Origin of the sequence: Ferrovibrio terrae (genome assembly GCF_943371255.1) — a bacterium.
GTDB lineage: Bacteria > Pseudomonadota > Alphaproteobacteria > Ferrovibrionales > Ferrovibrionaceae > Ferrovibrio > Ferrovibrio terrae_B.
Genome location: NZ_CALRUC010000013.1, coordinates 25,562 through 43,163, shown reverse-complemented (window position 1 = coordinate 43,163; position 17,602 = coordinate 25,562). Strand labels below are relative to the sequence as shown.

General features: G+C 63.7%; 19 protein-coding genes. 12 read left to right on the top strand and 7 right to left on the bottom strand.

Translation table 11 applies throughout. The features are described 5' to 3' along the window. Nucleotides 1–2 precede the first annotated feature (2 nt). Nucleotides 3–548: a DUF3305 domain-containing protein gene (locus tag AAG799_RS05060; protein WP_341894712.1), complete on the top strand. Its 546-nt coding sequence runs from the start codon at nucleotides 3–5 to the stop codon at nucleotides 546–548. Continuing rightward, nucleotides 541–1,143 (top strand): DUF3306 domain-containing protein, encoded by a 603-nt coding sequence (locus AAG799_RS05055; protein ID WP_341894711.1) that lies wholly within the window; start codon nucleotides 541–543, stop codon nucleotides 1,141–1,143. Before AAG799_RS05060 ends, AAG799_RS05055 begins: the two co-directional genes overlap by 8 nt. Here AAG799_RS05055 and AAG799_RS05050 read toward each other — a convergent pair. Further along, nucleotides 1,140–2,399 (bottom strand): cation:proton antiporter, encoded by a 1,260-nt coding sequence (locus tag AAG799_RS05050; protein WP_341894710.1) that lies wholly within the window; start codon nucleotides 2,397–2,399, stop codon nucleotides 1,140–1,142. The two genes, AAG799_RS05055 and AAG799_RS05050, sit on opposite strands and share 4 nt — an antisense overlap. Before the next feature lie 244 nt (nucleotides 2,400–2,643). Here AAG799_RS05050 and AAG799_RS05045 point away from each other — a divergent pair, with 244 nt between their 5' ends. From AAG799_RS05045 to AAG799_RS05025, 5 genes are read left to right on the top strand one after another with little or no spacing between them, the layout of a single operon-like run. Continuing rightward, nucleotides 2,644–3,453 carry a molecular chaperone TorD family protein gene (locus AAG799_RS05045; RefSeq protein WP_341894709.1) on the top strand — a complete coding sequence of 270 codons (810 nt, stop codon included), beginning with the start codon at nucleotides 2,644–2,646 and terminating at the stop codon, nucleotides 3,451–3,453. A gap of 32 nt (nucleotides 3,454–3,485) precedes the next feature. Then, nucleotides 3,486–3,698, top strand: a complete 213-nt coding sequence (locus AAG799_RS05040; RefSeq protein WP_341894708.1) for a twin-arginine translocation signal domain-containing protein — start codon at nucleotides 3,486–3,488, stop codon at nucleotides 3,696–3,698. 58 nt (nucleotides 3,699–3,756) lie between these two features. After that, on the top strand, nucleotides 3,757–6,654 hold the full coding sequence (locus tag AAG799_RS05035; protein WP_341894707.1) for a molybdopterin-dependent oxidoreductase: 2,898 nt from the start codon (nucleotides 3,757–3,759) through the stop codon (nucleotides 6,652–6,654). Nucleotides 6,655–6,677: 23 nt separating this feature from the next. After that, the gene (gene fdh3B, locus AAG799_RS05030) at nucleotides 6,678–7,268 is read left to right on the top strand and encodes a formate dehydrogenase FDH3 subunit beta (RefSeq protein WP_341894706.1); all 591 of its coding nucleotides are present in this window, start codon (nucleotides 6,678–6,680) and stop codon (nucleotides 7,266–7,268) included. A 26-nt stretch (nucleotides 7,269–7,294) separates the two neighbouring features. Further along, nucleotides 7,295–8,266 carry a formate dehydrogenase subunit gamma gene (locus tag AAG799_RS05025; RefSeq protein WP_341894705.1) on the top strand — a complete coding sequence of 324 codons (972 nt, stop codon included), beginning with the start codon at nucleotides 7,295–7,297 and terminating at the stop codon, nucleotides 8,264–8,266. A 74-nt stretch (nucleotides 8,267–8,340) separates the two neighbouring features. On the opposite strand, the gene AAG799_RS05020 is transcribed toward AAG799_RS05025, so the two are convergent. Beyond that, nucleotides 8,341–8,943, bottom strand: a complete 603-nt coding sequence (locus AAG799_RS05020; RefSeq protein ID WP_341894704.1) for a superoxide dismutase — start codon at nucleotides 8,941–8,943, stop codon at nucleotides 8,341–8,343. A gap of 216 nt (nucleotides 8,944–9,159) precedes the next feature. On the opposite strand from AAG799_RS05020, the gene AAG799_RS05015 reads away from it, so the two are divergent. Further along, nucleotides 9,160–10,146 carry a WD40 repeat domain-containing protein gene (locus AAG799_RS05015; RefSeq protein ID WP_341894703.1) on the top strand — a complete coding sequence of 329 codons (987 nt, stop codon included), beginning with the start codon at nucleotides 9,160–9,162 and terminating at the stop codon, nucleotides 10,144–10,146. Nucleotides 10,147–10,163: 17 nt separating this feature from the next. Here AAG799_RS05015 and AAG799_RS05010 read toward each other — a convergent pair whose 3' ends face one another. Further along, entirely contained in the window at nucleotides 10,164–10,301 is a 138-nt protein-coding gene (locus tag AAG799_RS05010) for a hypothetical protein (RefSeq protein ID WP_341894702.1), read from the bottom strand. Nucleotides 10,302–10,371: 70 nt separating this feature from the next. Next, complete coding sequence (locus tag AAG799_RS05005; protein ID WP_341894701.1) at nucleotides 10,372–10,770, bottom strand: cytochrome c family protein; 399 nt, start codon at nucleotides 10,768–10,770, stop codon at nucleotides 10,372–10,374. A gap of 85 nt (nucleotides 10,771–10,855) precedes the next feature. Between AAG799_RS05005 and AAG799_RS05000 the strand changes: the two genes are divergently transcribed. From AAG799_RS05000 to glp, 3 genes are read left to right on the top strand one after another with little or no spacing between them, the layout of a single operon-like run. Beyond that, a complete protein-coding gene (locus AAG799_RS05000) occupies nucleotides 10,856–12,904 on the top strand; it encodes a 4Fe-4S binding protein (RefSeq protein WP_341894700.1) in 2,049 nt (682 codons plus the stop codon). 10 nt (nucleotides 12,905–12,914) lie between these two features. Beyond that, nucleotides 12,915–13,451, top strand: a complete 537-nt coding sequence (mobB, locus tag AAG799_RS04995) for a molybdopterin-guanine dinucleotide biosynthesis protein B (RefSeq protein ID WP_341894699.1) — start codon at nucleotides 12,915–12,917, stop codon at nucleotides 13,449–13,451. Then, nucleotides 13,435–14,703: a gephyrin-like molybdotransferase Glp gene (gene glp, locus AAG799_RS04990; RefSeq protein WP_341894698.1), complete on the top strand. Its 1,269-nt coding sequence runs from the start codon at nucleotides 13,435–13,437 to the stop codon at nucleotides 14,701–14,703. The genes mobB and glp overlap by 17 nt, the downstream gene beginning before the upstream one ends. Nucleotides 14,704–14,707: 4 nt before the next feature. On the opposite strand, the gene hisI is transcribed toward glp, so the two are convergent. Then, complete coding sequence (gene hisI / locus AAG799_RS04985; RefSeq protein WP_341894697.1) at nucleotides 14,708–15,169, bottom strand: phosphoribosyl-AMP cyclohydrolase; 462 nt, start codon at nucleotides 15,167–15,169, stop codon at nucleotides 14,708–14,710. A 124-nt stretch (nucleotides 15,170–15,293) separates the two neighbouring features. On the opposite strand from hisI, the gene AAG799_RS04980 reads away from it, so the two are divergent. After that, nucleotides 15,294–15,749, top strand: a complete 456-nt coding sequence (locus AAG799_RS04980) for an iron-sulfur cluster assembly scaffold protein (protein ID WP_341894696.1) — start codon at nucleotides 15,294–15,296, stop codon at nucleotides 15,747–15,749. Here the strand turns inward: AAG799_RS04980 and AAG799_RS04975 are convergent. Next, nucleotides 15,746–16,174: a SufE family protein gene (locus AAG799_RS04975; RefSeq protein WP_341894695.1), complete on the bottom strand. Its 429-nt coding sequence runs from the start codon at nucleotides 16,172–16,174 to the stop codon at nucleotides 15,746–15,748. The genes AAG799_RS04980 and AAG799_RS04975 overlap by 4 nt on opposite strands. Continuing rightward, nucleotides 16,171–17,550 carry a cysteine--tRNA ligase gene (cysS, locus tag AAG799_RS04970; RefSeq protein ID WP_341894694.1) on the bottom strand — a complete coding sequence of 460 codons (1,380 nt, stop codon included), beginning with the start codon at nucleotides 17,548–17,550 and terminating at the stop codon, nucleotides 16,171–16,173. The genes AAG799_RS04975 and cysS overlap by 4 nt, the downstream gene beginning before the upstream one ends. Nucleotides 17,551–17,602 lie beyond the last annotated feature (52 nt).

The following is a 17,602-nucleotide window of genomic DNA, read 5'->3' as shown; positions in this document are numbered from 1 at the left end:
GCATGGCCGATATCCTGCCGCCTGAAACCGAAATCCGCCGCGTCGGCGTGATCCTGGAACGTCGCAAGCTGGACAATCCCTGGAAGGATTACAGCTGGCGCCCGGTGCAGGTGCTGCCCGGTGTGCCGGATTCGGCACCCTGGACCAAGCTGGCCGAGGGCGAGGGCTGGGTGCAGTTCTATGCCGGGGATGCTGAGCTGGCGCTGTATCGCCATGAGAGCGAGACCTACGCCTACAATATCGAAAGCGCGCAGCCCGCTGTCTGGGTCTTCCTGCGCAACAGCGATGTGGAGCCGGGCATCGCCCTGCATGGCGCTTCGGTCGATCCGGGCGAGGCGCATGCCCATAACGATACCGGTGACGACATCGTCGATTTCGTGCCGATGCCAGCCGCCATCCTGGAATGGATGCAGGATTACGTGCAGCGGCATCCGCCCACGAAAGAGCATTATAAACGCAAGCGCGACCGTGCCGATCCGGAAGCGTTGGCGCGCCGCAACTGGCTCTACACTTCCGACCCGCTGCGCCAGGTGCCGGAAGATGAGTGACCCCGGCAGCCGCGACAAGCCCGAAGGCGCCGATGCGGAAGCCGGCGGTTTCCTGTCGCGCTGGTCGCGCCGCAAAGCCGAAGCGCGACAGCAGGAGCAGGCCCCGGCCGCAGAACCGCCTGTTGCGCCGGAGCCGGAGCCCGAGATCGATCTGGCCGCGCTGCCGTCGATCGACAGCCTGACGGCCGACAGCGATTTCAGCCTGTTCCTGCGCAAGGGCGTGCCGCCGGCGCTGAAGGCCGCGGCGCTGCGCAAGCTGTGGCTGGTCGAGCCCAGCGTGGTGAACTACCAGGCACTGGTCGAATACAACTGGGATTTCACCGCACCGGGCTATGGCGATCTGCTGCCGGGCGATGATGTGGTGAAAATGGCGCAGAAGGTCTTTTCGGGCTTCAGCCAGGAACCGAAACCGGCGGAAGAAGCACCGGTCGCGGTGCCCCCGGCGGAGTCAAGCGAACCGCAGCAGGCCCTGCCGGCACCCGATGACGCTGCCGTTGCTGTATCCGCGCCGCTTGCGCCGGACCCGCAGCCAGCCGCGGAGCCGCAAGAGGCATCAATGCCGCGCCGCCGGCATGGCGGCGCGCTGCCGACTTAGGGCTTTTCGTCGTCTTTCTCCATGCCCAGCTTCTCGGCACCCAGGCGGCGCAGCAGGTCGGGGCGCGCCCGCAACCAGGCTTCCAGCGGCTCAAGCGCGCGGAACAGCAGCGGGTTCAGTGAAATCGACAGCAGGGCGCCGGCCAGGATCAGGTCGCGGCCATCCGGCGGCAGCAGGCCGAAGGACACACCCAGGCCGGCGAGGATGAACGAGAATTCGCCGATCTGCGCCAGGCTGGCCGATACCGTCAATGCGGTGGTGAGCGGATGGCGGAAAGCCAGCACGATCAGGAAGGCCGCCAGTGATTTGCCGAAGACGATGATGAGCACCACCGCCAGCACGCCGAGCGGTTCATCGAAAATGATGCTGGGCTGGAACAGCATGCCGACCGAGACGAAGAACAGCACGGCGAAGGCATCCTGAAACGGCAGCGAGCGTTGCGCCGCATCGTGGCTGAGTTCGGATTCATTCATGATCACACCGGCAAAGAAGGCGCCGAGCGCGAAAGACACGTCAAACAGCATGGCCGCACCGAAGGCGATGCCCAGCGCACAGGCCAGCACCGCGAGGGTGAACAGCTCGCGTGAGCCGGTGTTGGCCACATGCTGCAGCAGCCAGGGAATGGCGCGCTTGCCCACCACCAGGGCGAGGGCCGCAAACAGCGCCACTTTCACCGCCGTCATCAGCAGGGTGTAGGCAACGCTTTCGCCGCTGCTGTTCGGGCGATCGCCCAGCATGTCGGCAAAGGCCGGCAGCAGCAGCAGGGCGACGATCATCAGGATGTCTTCGACCAGCAGCCAGCCGACAGCGATACGGCCCTGATCGGTATCGACCTCGTTGCGGCTTTCCAGCGACCGTAGCAGCACCACGGTACTGGCAACCGACAAGGCAAGGCCGAACACCAGGCCGCCGCCGATACCCCAGCCAAAGATCTGCGCGACAATGAAACCGAGCAGGGTTGCCACCGCGATCTGCACGACGGCACCGGGAATGGCGATCCAGCGCACCCGCATCAGATCGCTGGGCGAGAAATGCAGGCCAACGCCGAACATCAGCAGGATGACACCGATCTCGGCGAGCTGTTGCGCCAGTACGGTATCGGCGACGAAGCCCGGCGTATGCGGACCGACCGCGATACCGGCAAGCAGGTAGCCGACCAGGGGGGACAGGCGGAACTGTTGCGCGATCATGCCGAAGGCGAATGCAATCACGAATGCGAGAGCCAGCATCGTAATCAGCGGGGCGTCATGCGGCATGCCGGGGGAATCCTTACGCAACCAAACGGTGAGCTATCGTCGAACTCTCTGGGAATACAGCCAGTTGGTTAGCAGTTAGTGCATCAGTGCCGCAGTTTAAAACCTTTATAAAAAGCTGCGACTAAGAATCGCTCTCAAAATTTCGCAGGTGCAGCAAAAACCCTGAAAAATCAGCAGGTTATGCCGATTTCCATTGGCGCCCGACAAATCAGTTTGTAAGTTAACGGCGACAGGCAGGGGATTCGTGAGCGACGCACTATCAAAAGCCATCACTTTGGTCGGCGGGCAGACTCAACTGGCCCGTTTGCTGGGCGTGAAGCAGGCCAATGTCTGGCATTGGCTGAACAAGGCTGATCGCGTCCCCGGCGAATACGTGCTGGCCATCGAGAGCGCGACGGGCGGGCAAGTGACCCGCCATGACCTGCGCCCCGATCTCTATCCCGATGTGCAGGCCGCCGATGCGGCTCCGGTCATTCCCGAGGAAGACATCTGGCGGGCACAGATTTATGCCCTGTTCGGGCGTAGCCTGGCGCGGCGCCCCGACACGGCGCTGCTGACCGCACTGGCCCAGCTCAAGGGCGATGCCAGCCCGATGGGTGCGGCATTGGCCGACCTGGCCGAAGCGGCCCGCGCCATCTCGCTGGAGCGCGCGCAGGACGAATACGACGCGCTGTTCATCGGCCTGCCGCGTGGCGAGCTGGTGCCCTATGCCTCATTCTATCGCACCGGTTTCCTGTACGAGCGTCCGCTGGCCAAGCTGCGCGGCGACATGGAGAAGCTGGGCTATGCCCGCGCCGACCATGTGGCCGAACCGGAAGATCATATGGGCGCCCTGTGTGAACTGATGGCTTTGCTGATCCGCGGCGGTGAAGGGCGTGGCCCGGCCGAACTGGCGACGCAGGAGCGCCTGTTCCGTCAGCATATCGCCCCCTGGGGCGAGCGGTTCTTCACCGATCTCGAACAGGCGCCCAGCGCGAAACTCTATCGGCCGCTCGGCACTGCCGGCCGGCTGTTCATGCTGATCGAAACCCAGGCTTTCGCCATGGCCGCGTGAGCGGCCGGCACACCCATACGGAGGAACCCGCCATGAGCAAAGACAAATCCGCCGAGAAGAAAGAAGCGCTCGATCGCCGCAGCTTCCTGCGCACCGCAGGTGTTGGCGCCGCGGCAGCTGCCGTTGCCGGTGTGGTTGCCGTGCCCGCCAAGGTCGAGGCAGCCGAGAATGCCGAAACCCGCAAGAAGCAGCGCTACAAGGAAACCGAGCACGTGAAGCGCTTCTACGACAGCAACCGGCTCTGATCGCTCAGAGCCGCAAGACCAGCCCGAAGACGTTAAGTCCCGATACCGGAGACGCCCCATGTTGATCAAGAAAAGCTCCACCACCGGTGCCCCCCAGAAGGCCGGCGGTAAACTGTCCGGCATCCTTGCCGGCGCTGCGCTGCAGACCATGGATCGCCGTGGCTTCCTCAAAGCATCCGGCCTTGCGGCCGGCGGTCTGGCTGCCGTTTCGGCGCTGACGCCTGCGATGATCAAGACCGCCAAGGCGGCGCCGTCTACCAGCGGCAACATCGTCAAGAAGAAGAATATCTGCACCCATTGCTCGGTCGGCTGCACCGTCACGGCGGAAGTCGAGAACGGCGTCTGGGTTGGCCAGGAGCCGACCTGGGACAGCCCGATCAACCTCGGCACCCATTGCGCCAAGGGTGCCTCGATCCGCGAGCTGACCCACGGTGACCGCCGCCTGAAATATCCGATGAAGCTGGTCGACGGCAAATGGACCCGCATCAGCTGGGATACCGCGATCAACGAGATCGGCGACAAGCTGCTGGAGATCCGCCAGAAGTCCGGTCCGGAATCGGCCTACTGGCTTGGTTCGGCCAAGTTCTCCAATGAAGGCGGCTACCTGTTCCGCAAGTTTGCCGCCTTCTGGGGTACCAACAACATCGACCACCAGGCGCGTATCTGCCATTCCACCACGGTCGCCGGCGTAGCCAATACCTGGGGCTATGGCGCGATGACCAATTCGTACAACGACATCCACAATTCGAAGTGCATCGTGATCATGGGCGGCAACCCCGCCGAGGCGCATCCGGTGTCGCTGCAGCATGTGCTGCGCGGCAAGGAGATCAACAAGGCGCCGATGGTGGTGATCGATCCGCGCTTCACCCGCACGGCCGCACATGCCACCGAATACATGCGCATCCGTCCCGGTACCGATATTCCGGTGATCTACGGCCTGCTCTGGCACATCTTCCAGAATGGCTGGGAAGACAAGGAATATATCCGCCAGCGCGTCTACGGCATGGATGACATCCGTGCCGAGGTGGCGAAGTGGACTCCGGAAGAGACCGAGAAGGTCACCGGCGTTCCGGGCGAACAGATGAAGCGTGTTGCCGAGCTGATGGCGAAGAACAAGCCCGGCACCCTGATCTGGTGCATGGGCGTGACGCAGCACACCGTCGGCACCGCCAATGTGCGTGCGCTGTCGATCCTGCAGCTCGCGCTGGGCAACATCGGCGTGGAAGGCGGTGGCGCCAACATCTTCCGCGGCCATTGCAACGTGCAGGGCTGCACCGACCTGGGCCTCGATGTGACGACGCTGCCGGCCTATTACGGCCTGGTTGAAGGCGCCTGGAAGCATTGGGCGCGTGTCTGGGATGTCGACTACAACTGGGTGCTGAGCCGCTTCCAGGACAAGAAGTTCATGGAGACCAAGGGCATCCCGTCGACGCGCTGGTTCGACGCCGTCATGGTCGACAAGAAGGATCTCGAGCAGCCCGACAACGTCAAGGCGATGTTCTTCTGGGGCCATGGCGGCAATACCGTGCCGCGCATGCCCGAGATGCGCACCGGCATGGAAAAGGTCGAGCTGATGGTCGTGGTCGACCCGCATCCGACCACGGCTGCCGCGCTGCCCGACCGCAAGAACGGCACCTATCTGCTGCCGGCCTGCACCCAGCTGGAGACTCGCGGTTCGCGCACCGCGTCGAACCGGTCGCTGCAGTGGGGCGAGCAGATCGTGCCGCCGGTCTTCGAATCGAAGCCCGACCACTGGATCCTGTACAAGCTGGCCAAGAAGCTCGGTTTCGAACAGGAGCTGTTCAAGAACATCAAGATCGATGCCGGCGACGAGCCGAATGTCGAAGACATCCTGCGCGAGATCAACAAAGGCACGATCTCGATCGGCTATTCCGGCCAGTCGCCGGAGCGCCTGAAGGATCATATGGCTCACCAGGGCGATTTCGACATCATATCGCTGCGCGCCACCAAGGGGCCGCTCAAGGGTGAGTTCTACGGCCTGCCCTGGCCGTGCTGGGGCACGCCCGAGATGAAGCATCCCGGCACCCATGTGCTCTACAACACCAACCTGCCGGTGAAAGACGGCGGCGGCGCCTTCCGTGCCCGCTTCGGCGTCGAGCGCAACGGCGTTTCCCTGCTGGCCGACGGTTCCTACCCGGTCGGTTCGGAGATCCAGGACGGCCATCCCGAGTTCACCTATGGCCTGCTCAAGAAGATGGGCTGGGACAAGGAACTGACCGACGCGGAACGTGCCACGATCGAGAAGATCGGCGGCAACAATCCCGATGCGGTCGGCTGGGCGATTGACCTGAGCTGCGGCATCATCCGCGTCACCATGGCGCATGGTGTGCAGGCGATGGGCAATGCCAAGGCGCGTGCCAATGCCTTCGGTCTGCCCGATCCGATCCCGGTGCATCGCGAGCCGATATACAGCTCGCGGCGTGACCTGGTCGCCAAGTATCCGGCCATGGCCGATCGCCGCGACTATCGCCTGCCGCATCTGGGCAAGAGCATCCAGGACAAGGATGTGACCAAGGACTTCCCGATGATCCTCACCTCCGGCCGCTTGGTCGAATACGAGGGCGGCGGCGAAGAAACCCGCTCCAACAAGTGGCTGGCCGAGCTGCAGCAGAACATGTTCGTCGAGATCAATCCCGATGACGCGACCCGCCTTGGCATCAAGGAAGGTCAGAATGTCTGGGTCTACGGTCCGGAAAACAACGCCAAGGCCAAGGTCAAGGCAATGGTGACGCCGCGCGTCGGCAAGGGCGTTGCCTTCATGCCGTTCCACTTCTCCGGCTTCTGGCAGGGCACGGACCAGCGCAAGAACTATCCGCCGGGCGCCGATCCGATCGTGCTCGGCGAATCAGTCAACGGTGTGACCACCTACGGCTACGACCCGGTCACCCATATGCATGAGAACAAGGCCACGCTGTGCCGCATCGAGGCGGCGTAAGCGCCGGTTAGGGAGATATAATCATGGCCCGCATGAAATTCCTCTGCGACTCCGAGCGCTGCATCGAATGCAATGCTTGCGTCACTGCCTGCAAAAACGAGAACGAGGTGCCCTGGGGCATCAACCGCCGCCGCGTCGTCACGCTGAATGACGGCGCCAAGGGCGAACGCTCGATCTCGATGGCCTGCATGCATTGCGAAGATGCGCCCTGCATGGCGGTCTGCCCGGTCGACTGCTTCTACAAGACCGAGGAAGGCGTGGTTCTGCATTCCAAGGATCTGTGCATCGGCTGCGGCTACTGCTTCTATGCCTGCCCGTTCGGCGCGCCGCAGTATCCGCAGGTCGGCAACTTCGGCAGCCGTGGCAAGATGGACAAGTGCACCTTCTGCGCCGGCGGCCCGGAAGCCGACAACACCAAGGAAGAATATGCCAAGTACGGTGCCAACCGTCTGGCCGAAGGCAAGCTGCCGCTCTGCGCCGAGATGTGCTCGACCAAGGCCCTGCTCGCCGGCGACGGTGACGTGATTGCCCAGATATACAAGGAGCGCGTCAGCCGCCGTGGCTATGGCTCCGGTGCCTGGGGCTGGGCGACCGCTTACAAGACCGGCGCCTGATCGTGGCTTACAAGGGAGACAGCAAGATGCGCCTTTTCGGTTTCAAGCGCACATTCCTCGCCGCCGCGCTCGCACTGGGCCTGGCATTCGCCATTGCCGCACCACAGGCGGCAATGGCGCAGCAGACTCCGGCCGATGAGGCCGCCTTGCTGCAGCAACTCAAGGGCGGACCGGTCACCGGTCGCGTGTCGATCCCCGATGCCAAGTCCGGCGTCCTGATCCAGCCGCAGGGTCGCGACTGGCGCCAGGTCTCGCAGGGCACCGTGAAGTCGGTCGGCGGTTGGCTGCTGGCCATCACCGTGATCGCGCTGGCCGCCTTCATGGCGATCCGCGGCCGCATCAAGGTCGAGCATGGCATGTCGGGCCGCACCATCGAGCGCTTCAAGGGCATCGAGCGGTTCGCCCATTGGCTGACAGCGATCTGCTTCGTCATCCTGGGGCTCAGCGGTCTCAACGTGTCCTTCGGTCGCAGCCTGCTGCTGCCGATCATGAGCCCGGAAGCCTTCACCGCGATGAGCGCCTTTGGCAAGCTGGCGCATAACTTCCTCAGCTTCCCGTTCGTGCTGGGTGTCTTCCTGATGGCAGTGCTGTGGATTCGCCACAACATCTTCAATGCCATCGACATGGAGTGGTTCCGCCAGGGCGGCGGGCTGCTGCAGAAGGGCGTGCATCCGCCAGCCGGCAAGTTCAACGGCGGCCAGAAGATCATCTTCTGGCTGGTCGTGCTAGGCGCCCTCGCGCTGGCCGTCAGCGGCTATATACTGATGTTCCCCTTCTATGGCACCGATATCGCAGGCATGCAGCTGGCGCAGCTGGTGCATGCCATTGCCGGCATCGTGATGGTGGCGGTGATCCTGGCCCATATCTACATCGGCAGCATCGGCATGGAAGGCGCCTTCGATGCCATGGGCAGCGGTCAGGTCGATGTGAACTGGGCCCGCGAGCATCACAGCCTCTGGGTCAAGGATGTTACCGCACGCGGCGCCGGCGACGACTAGCCGATCGCGCAGCCGAAATGAAAAGGGCGGTGGATTTCCACCGCCCTTTCTTTTTATGTGGACTGCGCCGAGGCTCAGCCGAGATTCTGTTCGGCGAACTCCCAGTTCAGCAGCTTGTCGATGGCTGCATTCAGGTGATCCGGGCGCCGGTTCTGGTAATCCAGGTAATAGGCATGTTCCCAGACATCGAGCGTGAGCAGGGGCGTCACGCCCTTCATATGCAGCGGATTTTCCGCATTGGCAGTTTTCTTGAACACCAGTTTGCCGCCCTCCAGGCAGAGCCAGGCCCAGCCGGAACCGAACTGTGTCACGCCGGTATTGGCAAACTCGTTCTTGAAGCTGTCGTAATCGCCAAAGCTGTCCTTGATCAGGTCGGCGATGCGGCCAGCCGGTTTTCCGCCGCCTTTCGGCGTCAGGCTCTGCCAGTAGAAGTCGTGGTTCCAGACCTGGCCCGCGTTGTTGAAGATCGCGGTCTTGTCGACCTTGCCGTGGGTCGCCTTGATGATCTCGACCAGGCTCTTGTCCTTCAGCGGGTCATCGGCGATCAGCTTGTTCAGCGTATTCAGATAGGTCGTGTGATGCTTGCCGTAATGGAAGCCGAGCGTTTGGGCGGAAATTACCGGATCAAGGGCATTTTCGGCATAGGGCAGGGGCTTCATGGTGAAAGGGGCACTCATGGCGGACTCCTTGAAACAGGCTGGTCATCTGGGGTGGTCCGATAGCGGACCTGGCTCATATAGGGCGTCACAGCATGTGACGGCAATATGATGCAGATTGACGCATCGACGGAACGCGACCGTGATGCGTGAGCTGTACAGGCGCGCTTGCAATGTTTTGCGGCGTGCCGTCATGATAAACGCCAGCGGGATGGAAAAGTTGCACAGGATGCGGCGATGACACTGCGACAATTTGCAACACGGCGGCATGTAGCGCTGATGGGCATGATTCTTGGCATCGCCTTGGCCGGTGGTGCTGCGCGGGCCGATATGGTCGGGCATGGTGCCATGGTGAATGCTGTGGCGGTCTCGGCCGATGGCAAGCGACTGCTCTCAGCCAGCTGGGACTACACCCTGCGGCTTTGGGATATGGCCAAGCAGAGCGAACTGAAAGTGCTGGATGGCCACACCGCCAGCGTCAATGCCGTGGTCTTCCTGCCCGATGGCAAGAGCGCGCTGTCGGCCAGCTGGGATCACATGGTGATTCGCTGGGATCTCAACAGCGGCAAGGAAACGGCCCGACTGACCGGCCATGTCAACAACATCGCCGGCATGAGCCTGAGCCGTGATGGCCGCAGGCTGGCGACGGCAAGTTGGGACAGAACCATCAAGCTGTGGAACCTGGCCGGCAACAAGCTGGAGCGCAGCTTCGAAGGCCATGAGGCGAATGTGATGCAGGTCGCCTTTGCCATGGATGACAAGCAATTGATCTCGGTCGGATATGACCTGACCGTGCGGCTCTGGGATATTGCCAGCGGGAAGGAGCTTGCCGTGCTGACCGGCCATCAGGCCAGTGTCAATGCCGTGGCGGTGACGCCCGATGGCAAGACGGCACTGACCGGCAGCACGGATGGGTCGATCAAGCGTTGGGATCTGGTGGCGCAGCGCGAAAGCGGCAGCCTGCCCGGCCACAGCGGATTCATCACCTCGATCGCGATCTCGAAGGATGGCCGCTATGCGCTGTCGGGCGGGGGTGATCGCCTGATGCGATTGTGGGATCTGAAAGACGGACGCCAGCTCAAGCAGTTTGCCGGCCATGAGAAACCGGTCTGGTCGGTGGCCTTCACACCCGACGGCAAACGCGCCGTGTCAGGCGGCTACGATACAGTAATCAAACTCTGGTCGTTGGAAACCGGCGCGTTGATTCCCGCGCCGAAATCCTAGAACCAAAACCGTTCGGTTTAATGCTGTTCGGGCGTCACACGTGCGCCTTCGGTGCTGAAGGCAACATCGACGGATTTGTTGACCGTCTGCAGAATGAAGGCGGCGCCAATGGCGATGACGAGCGCAGCGATCAGGCCGGAAACGAAGGCTTTCATGGGGCAACCTCCAAAGTATTGATACAGCTGAATTATATATGGTTTTGTGGGCCGATTGGAAGGGCTGCGGTTATTTCCCGGCTGCCTGTTTGAGCCAGGCGATCAAATCGACGCGATCCTGCGCGATGGCCAGTCCGCCATACATTTTGTTGCCCGGCATGAAGTCCTGGGTGGCTGCCAGATAGGCATCGAGCGTCTGCTCGGTCCAGACCACGGCAGACTTCTTCATCACCTCGGAATAGCGGTAGTCGGCCACGCTGCCGGCCTTGCGGCCGAACATGCCATGCAGGCGGGGACCGACGATGTTGCGGCCCTGTGGCTCGATGGTGTGGCAGGCACGGCACTTGCCCCAGAGTTCGGCGCCGCGCTCCAGGCTGGGCGGTTCCAGATCGTCCGCTTTCGTCTGGGCCCGGGCTATGCCGGCATAGGCGAGAAGGCCTGGAATCAGCAGCCAAATGACAATGCGCAAACCGGGTCTCCGGCTGGTTTTCCTGTGTCCTCAACACTATAGTCCTGACAGTGAGTTTACCAGATTGTCGGGTGGAAAACGGGTGATGCGGCTGGACGGAAAACGCGTCCTGGTGTGCAACTGCGAAGGCACCATGCCGCTGGACGGCAAGGCGCTGGCCAAGGCTTGTGGCGCAACAGAGGGTGGTGAGGCGGCGACGCAGCTCTGTCGCGCTGAACTGGGCCGTTTCCAGGCCGCGCTGAAAACCGGCGAGCCGCTGACTGTGGCCTGCACTCAGGAAAGCGCGCTGTTCGATGAGCAGCGCGAGGAGCTGCGCAGCGATACGCCGGTCTCCTACGTCAATATCCGCGAAACCGCCGGCTGGTCGTCCGAGGCCGCCGACGCTCTGCCGAAAATGGCGGCCCTGATTGCCGCGGCGGCGGTGCCGACCCCGGCCTTGCCGACCGTGACGATGAAATCCGAAGGCGTTGCGCTGATCTACGGCCGCGACGAGATGGCCATTGCCGCCGCCCGCCAGCTCAGCAGCCGGCTCGATGTCACCATCATGCTCGACCGCCCGAAGGATGTAGCGGCGCAGCCGCAGATGGACCTGCCGATCGTGCAGGGCCATATCGCCGGGGCGCGCGGCCATCTGGGGGCTTTCGAGCTGGTGGTCGACAATTACGCGCTGCCATTGCCGTCGTCGCGCCAGAGCCTGAAATTCGGCGCCCCCCGCAATGGCGCCAGCTCGACCTGCGACATCATCATCGACCTCACCGGCGGCACCCCGCTGTTTCCGGCACATGAAAAGCGCGACGGCTATTTCCGCCCGGATCCGAAGGATCCGGCGGCAGTGCAGCGGGCTTTGTTCGAGGCCAGCGACCTGACCGGCAGTTTCGAGAAGCCGATCTATGTCGCCTACCATGCCGAGATCTGCACCCATTCGCGCTCGAAAAAGACCGGCTGCACGCGCTGTCTGGATGTCTGCCCTACCGGTGCCATCGCGCCGTCAGGGGATCACGTCACGATTGATCCATACATTTGCGGCGGCTGCGGCAACTGCGGCGCGGTCTGCCCCACGGGCGCTGCCGAATACCGGCTGCCACCGCCGGCGACGCTGGCCGAGCAGCTGCGTGCCCTGCTGCTGGCCTATCGCGAGGCCGGCGGTCGCCAGGCCGTGGTGCTGGTGCATGATGCCAAGCATGGCGCGCCGCTGATTGATGCCCTGGCCCGCCATGGCGATGGCCTGCCGGCACGCGTGCTGCCCTTTGCCGTGAATGCGCTCGGCGAATGCAATGTCGCCTTCTTCGCCTCTGCCTTTTCCTACGGCGCAGCCGATCTGCGCCTGCTGGCGCCGGTCAAGCGCAACGATGATGCGGCCGGTATCGGCCAGCAGATGGCACTGGCTGAGAGCGTGCTGGTCGGCCTGGGCTATGAGGGTGGTCGCCTCGGCCTGATCGAAACCGATGACCCCGAGCAGCTTGGCGCTGGCCTGGCCGCGCTGCCCCGGCGCGAGGGGCCGAGCGGTGCCAGCTATCTGCCGATGGGGCGCAACCGCGATCTGGCCCGACTGGCCTTCCGTCATCTGCACAGCGTGGCGCCGCAGCCGGTCGATGCGATTGCCCTGCCGCCTGGTGCACCTTTCGGCAACCTGCAGATCGATGCCGAAAACTGCACGCTCTGCCTGGCCTGCGTCTCGGCCTGCCCGACCGGCGCGCTGAGCGACGATCCGGAGCGGCCGCGGCTCAGCTTCACCGAAGATGCCTGCGTGCAATGCGGCCTGTGCAAGAACACCTGCCCGGAAAAGGTGATTGCGCTGGAGCCGCGGATCAATTTCACATCTGAGTCGGCACGCCAGCGCCAGGTGAAGGAAGAAGAGCCCTTCCATTGCATCCGCTGCGCCAAGCCATTTGGCACCAAGTCCTCGATCGAGAAGGTGATTGCCACGCTGGAGGGCAAGCACTGGATGTATGGCAAAGGCGGCGAAATTGCCGACCGCATGCGCATGTGCGCCGACTGCCGCATCATCGTGCAGAGCGAGAACAAGATTGATCCCTATGCCGGTGCGCCGCGGCCCGATGTGCGCACCACCGATGATTATCTGGCCGAACGTGCCGCCGCCGAACTGAAGGCGTCTGGCAAGAAGCCCTCATGACGGTGCCGGTATGAAAGTGCTGGGCATTTCCGGCTGGAGCGGTGCCGGCAAGACAACGCTTCTGGCCGCGCTGATCCCGCTGCTCACGGCACGCGGCATCACGGTCTCCACCATCAAGCATGCGCATCACGAGTTCGATGTCGACAGGCCGGGCAAGGATTCCTATCGCCACCGCGAGGCCGGTGCCAGCGAAGTGCTGATCAGCTCGGCCAAACGCTATGCCATCATGCATGAGCATCGTGGTGCGCCGGAGCCGACGCTGGAGGACCTGCTCACCCGGCTCAATCCGGTCGATCTGGTTCTGGTGGAAGGCTTCAAGAAATCCAGCCACGCCAAGATCGAGGTCTGGCGCGCGGCTGTCGGCAAGCCGTTGTTGCAGGCCGGAGACGCCAGTGTCATCGCGGTGGCCAGCGATGCACCGGTACCGGATCTGAGCGTGCCACAGCTCGATGCCAACCAGCCGCAGCAGGTGGCTGATTTCATCATCGCCTGGCTGGGTCGCCCGACTGCCACGCGAGACGAGGCGCGCCGTGGCGCAGCTGAGTGACGACTGCTTCGCCCATGGCGGCGCTCTGATGCGGCTGGACGATGCGCTGCGTGAACTCTCGCAGCGTCTTGTCCCCATCGCCGCCATCGAATCCCTGCCGCTGGCACTCTGCCGCGGTCGCATTCTCGCAGCGCCCCTGGCGGCGAAGGTTGCCGTGCCGCCGCGCGACAATTCCGCCGTCGACGGCTATGCGGTCTATCACGACGACCTGTCAAAGGACGGCGAGACGCGCCTGCCGGTGATCGGCCGAGCCGCTGCCGGCCATCCCTTCGAGGGGCCGCAGCCGCGCGGCACCGCTGTGCGCATGCTGACGGGCGCCGTCATGCCGCGCGGCGAAAAGGAAGACCCCGATACCGTGATGATGCAAGAAGACTGCACGCGCGATGGCGATACGGTGGTGGTCCGGCCGGGCATCAAGCGCGGCGCCAATCGCCGGATTGCCGGTGAAGATCTGCAGGCCGGTGAATCTATGCTCAAGGCAGGCCGCATTCTGGGCGCCGCCGATCTGGCGCTGGCCGCCGCCGGCGGCCACGCCATGCTGCATGTGCACCGGCCCCTGCGCGTGGCGCTGCTCTCGACCGGCGACGAGGTGCATGAAGCGGGCAGTACACTGCCCGATGGCGGCATCTACGACGCCAACCGGCCGCTGCTGGTTGCCCTGCTGACGGCGGCCGGCTGCAAGGTGAGCGATCTCGGTATACAGCCTGACCGGCGTGACCATCTTGCCGCCGTCTTTGCCCAGGCAGCCCGCGAGCATGATGCGGTGGTCAGTTCTGGCGGCGTCTCCACGGGCGACGAGGATCACGTGAAGGCCGCCATCGAGGCGCATGGCCGGCTGGATTTCTGGCGGCTGGCGATCAAGCCGGGCCGGCCGGTGGCGCTGGGCCTGATCGGCCGGGTGCCGTTTTTTGGCCTGCCGGGGAATCCGGTGGCGGCCTTGCTGACATTTTGCTTTTTTGCCCGCCCGCTGCTGCAGCGGCTGAATGGCGCCCTGCCGCAGGCGCCACGCAGCTTCCCGGTGACGGCCGGATTTTCCTACAGGAAGAAATCCGATCGCCGCGAATGGGTGCGGGTCTCGTTGCAGGATGACGGGAACGGCGGCTGGCGGGCGGAGAAATACGCCGTCGATGGCGCCGGCGTGATCACGTCGGTAACCCGCACCGACGGGCTGCTGGAACTGCCGGAAGACCTGCTGCGGCTGGAGCCGGGGCAGCCCGTGCGGTTCTATCCTTACGAAACACTCGGGCTGTAAACGCTTACAGAATCGTCGGGTTTGGTGCGTCGCCGTAGACTTCCTTTGGATCGAACATCTTTTCCTTCTCCTCGAAGGTGAGTTCGACCGTGTCGGCCGGCGCGCCGGTCGGCACCGAGCGATAGAAGCAGGAGCGATAGCCGACATGGCAGGAGGCGTCGCCCGGGATCGTCACCCGCAGCCAGACCGCATCCTGATCGTCGTCGATGCGCATCTCGACCACCTTCTGCACCAGGCCCGAGGTGGCCCCCTTGTGCCACAGCACCTTGCGGCTGCGGCTGTAGTAGTGCGCCTCGCCGGTCTCGATGGTCTTGCGCAGGGCTTCGGCATTCATATAGCCGAGCATCAGCACCTCGCCGCTTTCGGCGGCGGTGGTGACACAGGCGATCAGACCGTCGGCGTCGAATTTCGGCGCCAGATCCTTGCCTTCTTCGACCTGCTCAATGGAGACGCGATTGGCGAACACGGGGCTTGCTCCTGACCGGCCAGCCTGTAGAAACTGCCCGGATTGCTCTTGAAGGAATGGCCGTTATATATCGTCGGGTGGCCGGTGCTTCAAGCCGAGCCGGCCGAGGAGTAGCCTAAGCGCCATGCTCAATGCCCTCTACAACGAAAAAATCCTTAGTTTTGCGGCACATATCGGACAAACCGAGCGTCTGACCGCCCCGGATGCCACCGTGACGCACCACAGCCCGCTCTGCGGCAGCCGGATCACCGTGGACCTGACCCTGGCCCCGGACGGCCGGGTGGCCGCCTACGGCCAGCAGGTGCGGGCCTGCGCGCTCGGCCAGGCCGCCGCCAGCATCCTGGGCCAGCATATCGTCGGCCAGGATGCCGCCACGCTGCGCCAGCTGGTGGGGGTGATGCGCAGTATGCTGAAGGAAAACGGCCCGCCGCCGGGGGCGGATTTCGCCGGTGGCGCCTTCAGCGACCTGGAGGTGCTGGTGCCGGTGCGCGAACACAAGGCCCGCCACAATGCCGTGCTGCTGCCCTTCGAGGCGGCGGTGAAGGCAATCGACCAGATCGAAGCGGCGAAAAAGGCCTAGGCCGCTTTCAGCTCGGCCTTCGCCACCGACTGGATCAGTGCGATCATGCCGTTCAGGCCGTTGATGCGGTTGGATGTGATGTTTTCCCACACGCCGATGCGCTGCAGGAAGTCGGGCGGGTTATCGATGATCTCCTGCGGCTTGCGGCCGGAATAGACCTTCAGCAGCAGGGCGATCAGACCGGCCACGATCTCGGACTCGCTGCTGGCCTGGTAATATACCCGGCCATCGCGCGCTTCGCCATGCAGCCATGCGCGATTGATGCAGCCTTTCACCCGCCAGGCATCGGTACGCAGCTCGTCGGGATAGGCGGGCAGGGCGCGACCGAGATCGATCAGGAAGCGATAACGGTCCATCCAGTCGTCGAAGGTGCCAAAATCATCGACGATCTCTTCCTGCACGGCCTTGATATCGGGTTCGCTCATGACATCACCCGCCATGTGGTTTCGCCGGCTTTGTCTTCCAGCAGGATACCACGCGCGGCGAGGTCGTCGCGGATGCGGTCGGACTCGGCCCAGTCCTTGCGCGCACGCGCGGCCTTGCGCTCGGCGATCAGTGCCTCGATGGCAGCCGCATCCACATCGGCAGCGCCAGTGCCTTTCAGCCATGTGGCCGGATCCTGCTGCAGCAGACCAAGCAGCCAGCCGTTGGCCAGCAGCTCAGCCTTCAGGCGGGCGCGTTCGGCGGCGTCGGTCGCCTTGTTGGCGGCATTGGCGATCTGGTGCAGTTCGGCCAGGGCCTTCGGCGTGTTGATGTCGTCGGCCAGGGCGGCCATGAAGCTGTCCGATGCCCGGCCAATGCCGGCTTCGACATCCTTCAGGCTGTCGAGCGCGCGATAAAGCCGGTCGAGCTGCGCACGGGCATCCTTGACGGCACTCTCGGTCCAGTCGAGCGGCTGGCGATAATGCGCCGACAGCAGCACCAGGCGGATGGCTTCGCCCGGCGCCAGTTCGATCAGGTCGTGCACCAGCGTCACATTGCCGAGCGATTTCGACATCTTCTCGGCGTTGATATTGACGAAACCGTTATGCAGCCAGGTGCGGCAGAACAGCGCGCCGTTATGGGCGCAGGTGCTCTGGGCGATTTCGTTCTCATGGTGCGGGAAGATCAGGTCATGCCCGCCGCCATGGATATCGATCGGACCGATGCCGAAATTGCGCTCGATCATCGCCGAGCATTCGATATGCCAGCCCGGGCGGCCGCGGCCCCAGGGGCTGTCCCAGCCTGTCATGTCAGGCGGCGAGGGCTTCCACAGAGTGAAGTCGGCAGGGTCTTTCTTATAAGAGGCGACATCAACGCGGGCACCGGCGATCATGTCGTCGCGGTCGCGGCGTGATAGCTGGCCGTAGTCCTTGAACGACGGCACATGGAACAGCACCTGGCCGTCGGTCTCATAGGCATGGCCGTTTGCCACCAGCCGTTCGATCATGGCGATGATCGCATCGATATGCTGGGTGACCTTGGGTTCGATGGTCGGCGGCAGCACGCCCAGCGCGCCCATGTCGGCATGATAGGCCGCCAGATAGCGCTCGGTGATCGCACTGATCGGCACGCCCTGGTCCTTGGCCGACTGGTTGATCCTGTCGTCCACGTCGGTGACGTTGCGGGCGTAGACCACCTTGGGGAAGCTGCGCTGCAGCAGACGGTACAGGGTATCGAACACCACGGCCGGTCGGGCATTGCCGATATGGGCGTAATTGTAGACCGTCGGGCCGCAGACATACATGGTCACCCGCTGCGGATCGAGCGGCCGGAAGACCTCCTTCTGGCGGGTGAGCGTGTTGTAGAGATGGATGTCCATTTTCCGAGCCTGTGCTATGGCCCGGAATATAGGCAATAGTGGCGGAATCGCA

Bases quoted from the DNA above. Each gene is read 5' to 3' on its own strand.
- AAG799_RS05040 (WP_341894708.1), top strand. From the start codon at position 3,486: ATGAGCAAAGACAAATCCGCCGAGAAGAAAGAAGCGCTCGATCGCCGC.
- AAG799_RS05000 (WP_341894700.1), top strand. From the start codon at position 10,856: ATGCGGCTGGACGGAAAACGCGTCCTGGTGTGCAACTGCGAAGGCACC.
- AAG799_RS05055 (WP_341894711.1), top strand. From the start codon at position 541: ATGAGTGACCCCGGCAGCCGCGACAAGCCCGAAGGCGCCGATGCGGAA.
- AAG799_RS05015 (WP_341894703.1), top strand. From the start codon at position 9,160: ATGACACTGCGACAATTTGCAACACGGCGGCATGTAGCGCTGATGGGC.
- AAG799_RS04980 (WP_341894696.1), top strand. From the start codon at position 15,294: ATGCTCAATGCCCTCTACAACGAAAAAATCCTTAGTTTTGCGGCACAT.
- AAG799_RS05025 (WP_341894705.1), top strand. From the start codon at position 7,295: ATGCGCCTTTTCGGTTTCAAGCGCACATTCCTCGCCGCCGCGCTCGCA.
- fdh3B (WP_341894706.1), top strand. From the start codon at position 6,678: ATGGCCCGCATGAAATTCCTCTGCGACTCCGAGCGCTGCATCGAATGC.
- AAG799_RS05050 (WP_341894710.1), bottom strand. From the start codon at position 2,399: ATGCCGCATGACGCCCCGCTGATTACGATGCTGGCTCTCGCATTCGTG.
- AAG799_RS05060 (WP_341894712.1), top strand. From the start codon at position 3: ATGGCCGATATCCTGCCGCCTGAAACCGAAATCCGCCGCGTCGGCGTG.
- AAG799_RS04975 (WP_341894695.1), bottom strand. From the start codon at position 16,174: ATGAGCGAACCCGATATCAAGGCCGTGCAGGAAGAGATCGTCGATGAT.
- AAG799_RS05020 (WP_341894704.1), bottom strand. From the start codon at position 8,943: ATGAGTGCCCCTTTCACCATGAAGCCCCTGCCCTATGCCGAAAATGCC.
- cysS (WP_341894694.1), bottom strand. From the start codon at position 17,550: ATGGACATCCATCTCTACAACACGCTCACCCGCCAGAAGGAGGTCTTC.
- AAG799_RS05035 (WP_341894707.1), top strand. From the start codon at position 3,757: ATGTTGATCAAGAAAAGCTCCACCACCGGTGCCCCCCAGAAGGCCGGC.
- mobB (WP_341894699.1), top strand. From the start codon at position 12,915: ATGAAAGTGCTGGGCATTTCCGGCTGGAGCGGTGCCGGCAAGACAACG.
- AAG799_RS05010 (WP_341894702.1), bottom strand. From the start codon at position 10,301: ATGAAAGCCTTCGTTTCCGGCCTGATCGCTGCGCTCGTCATCGCCATT.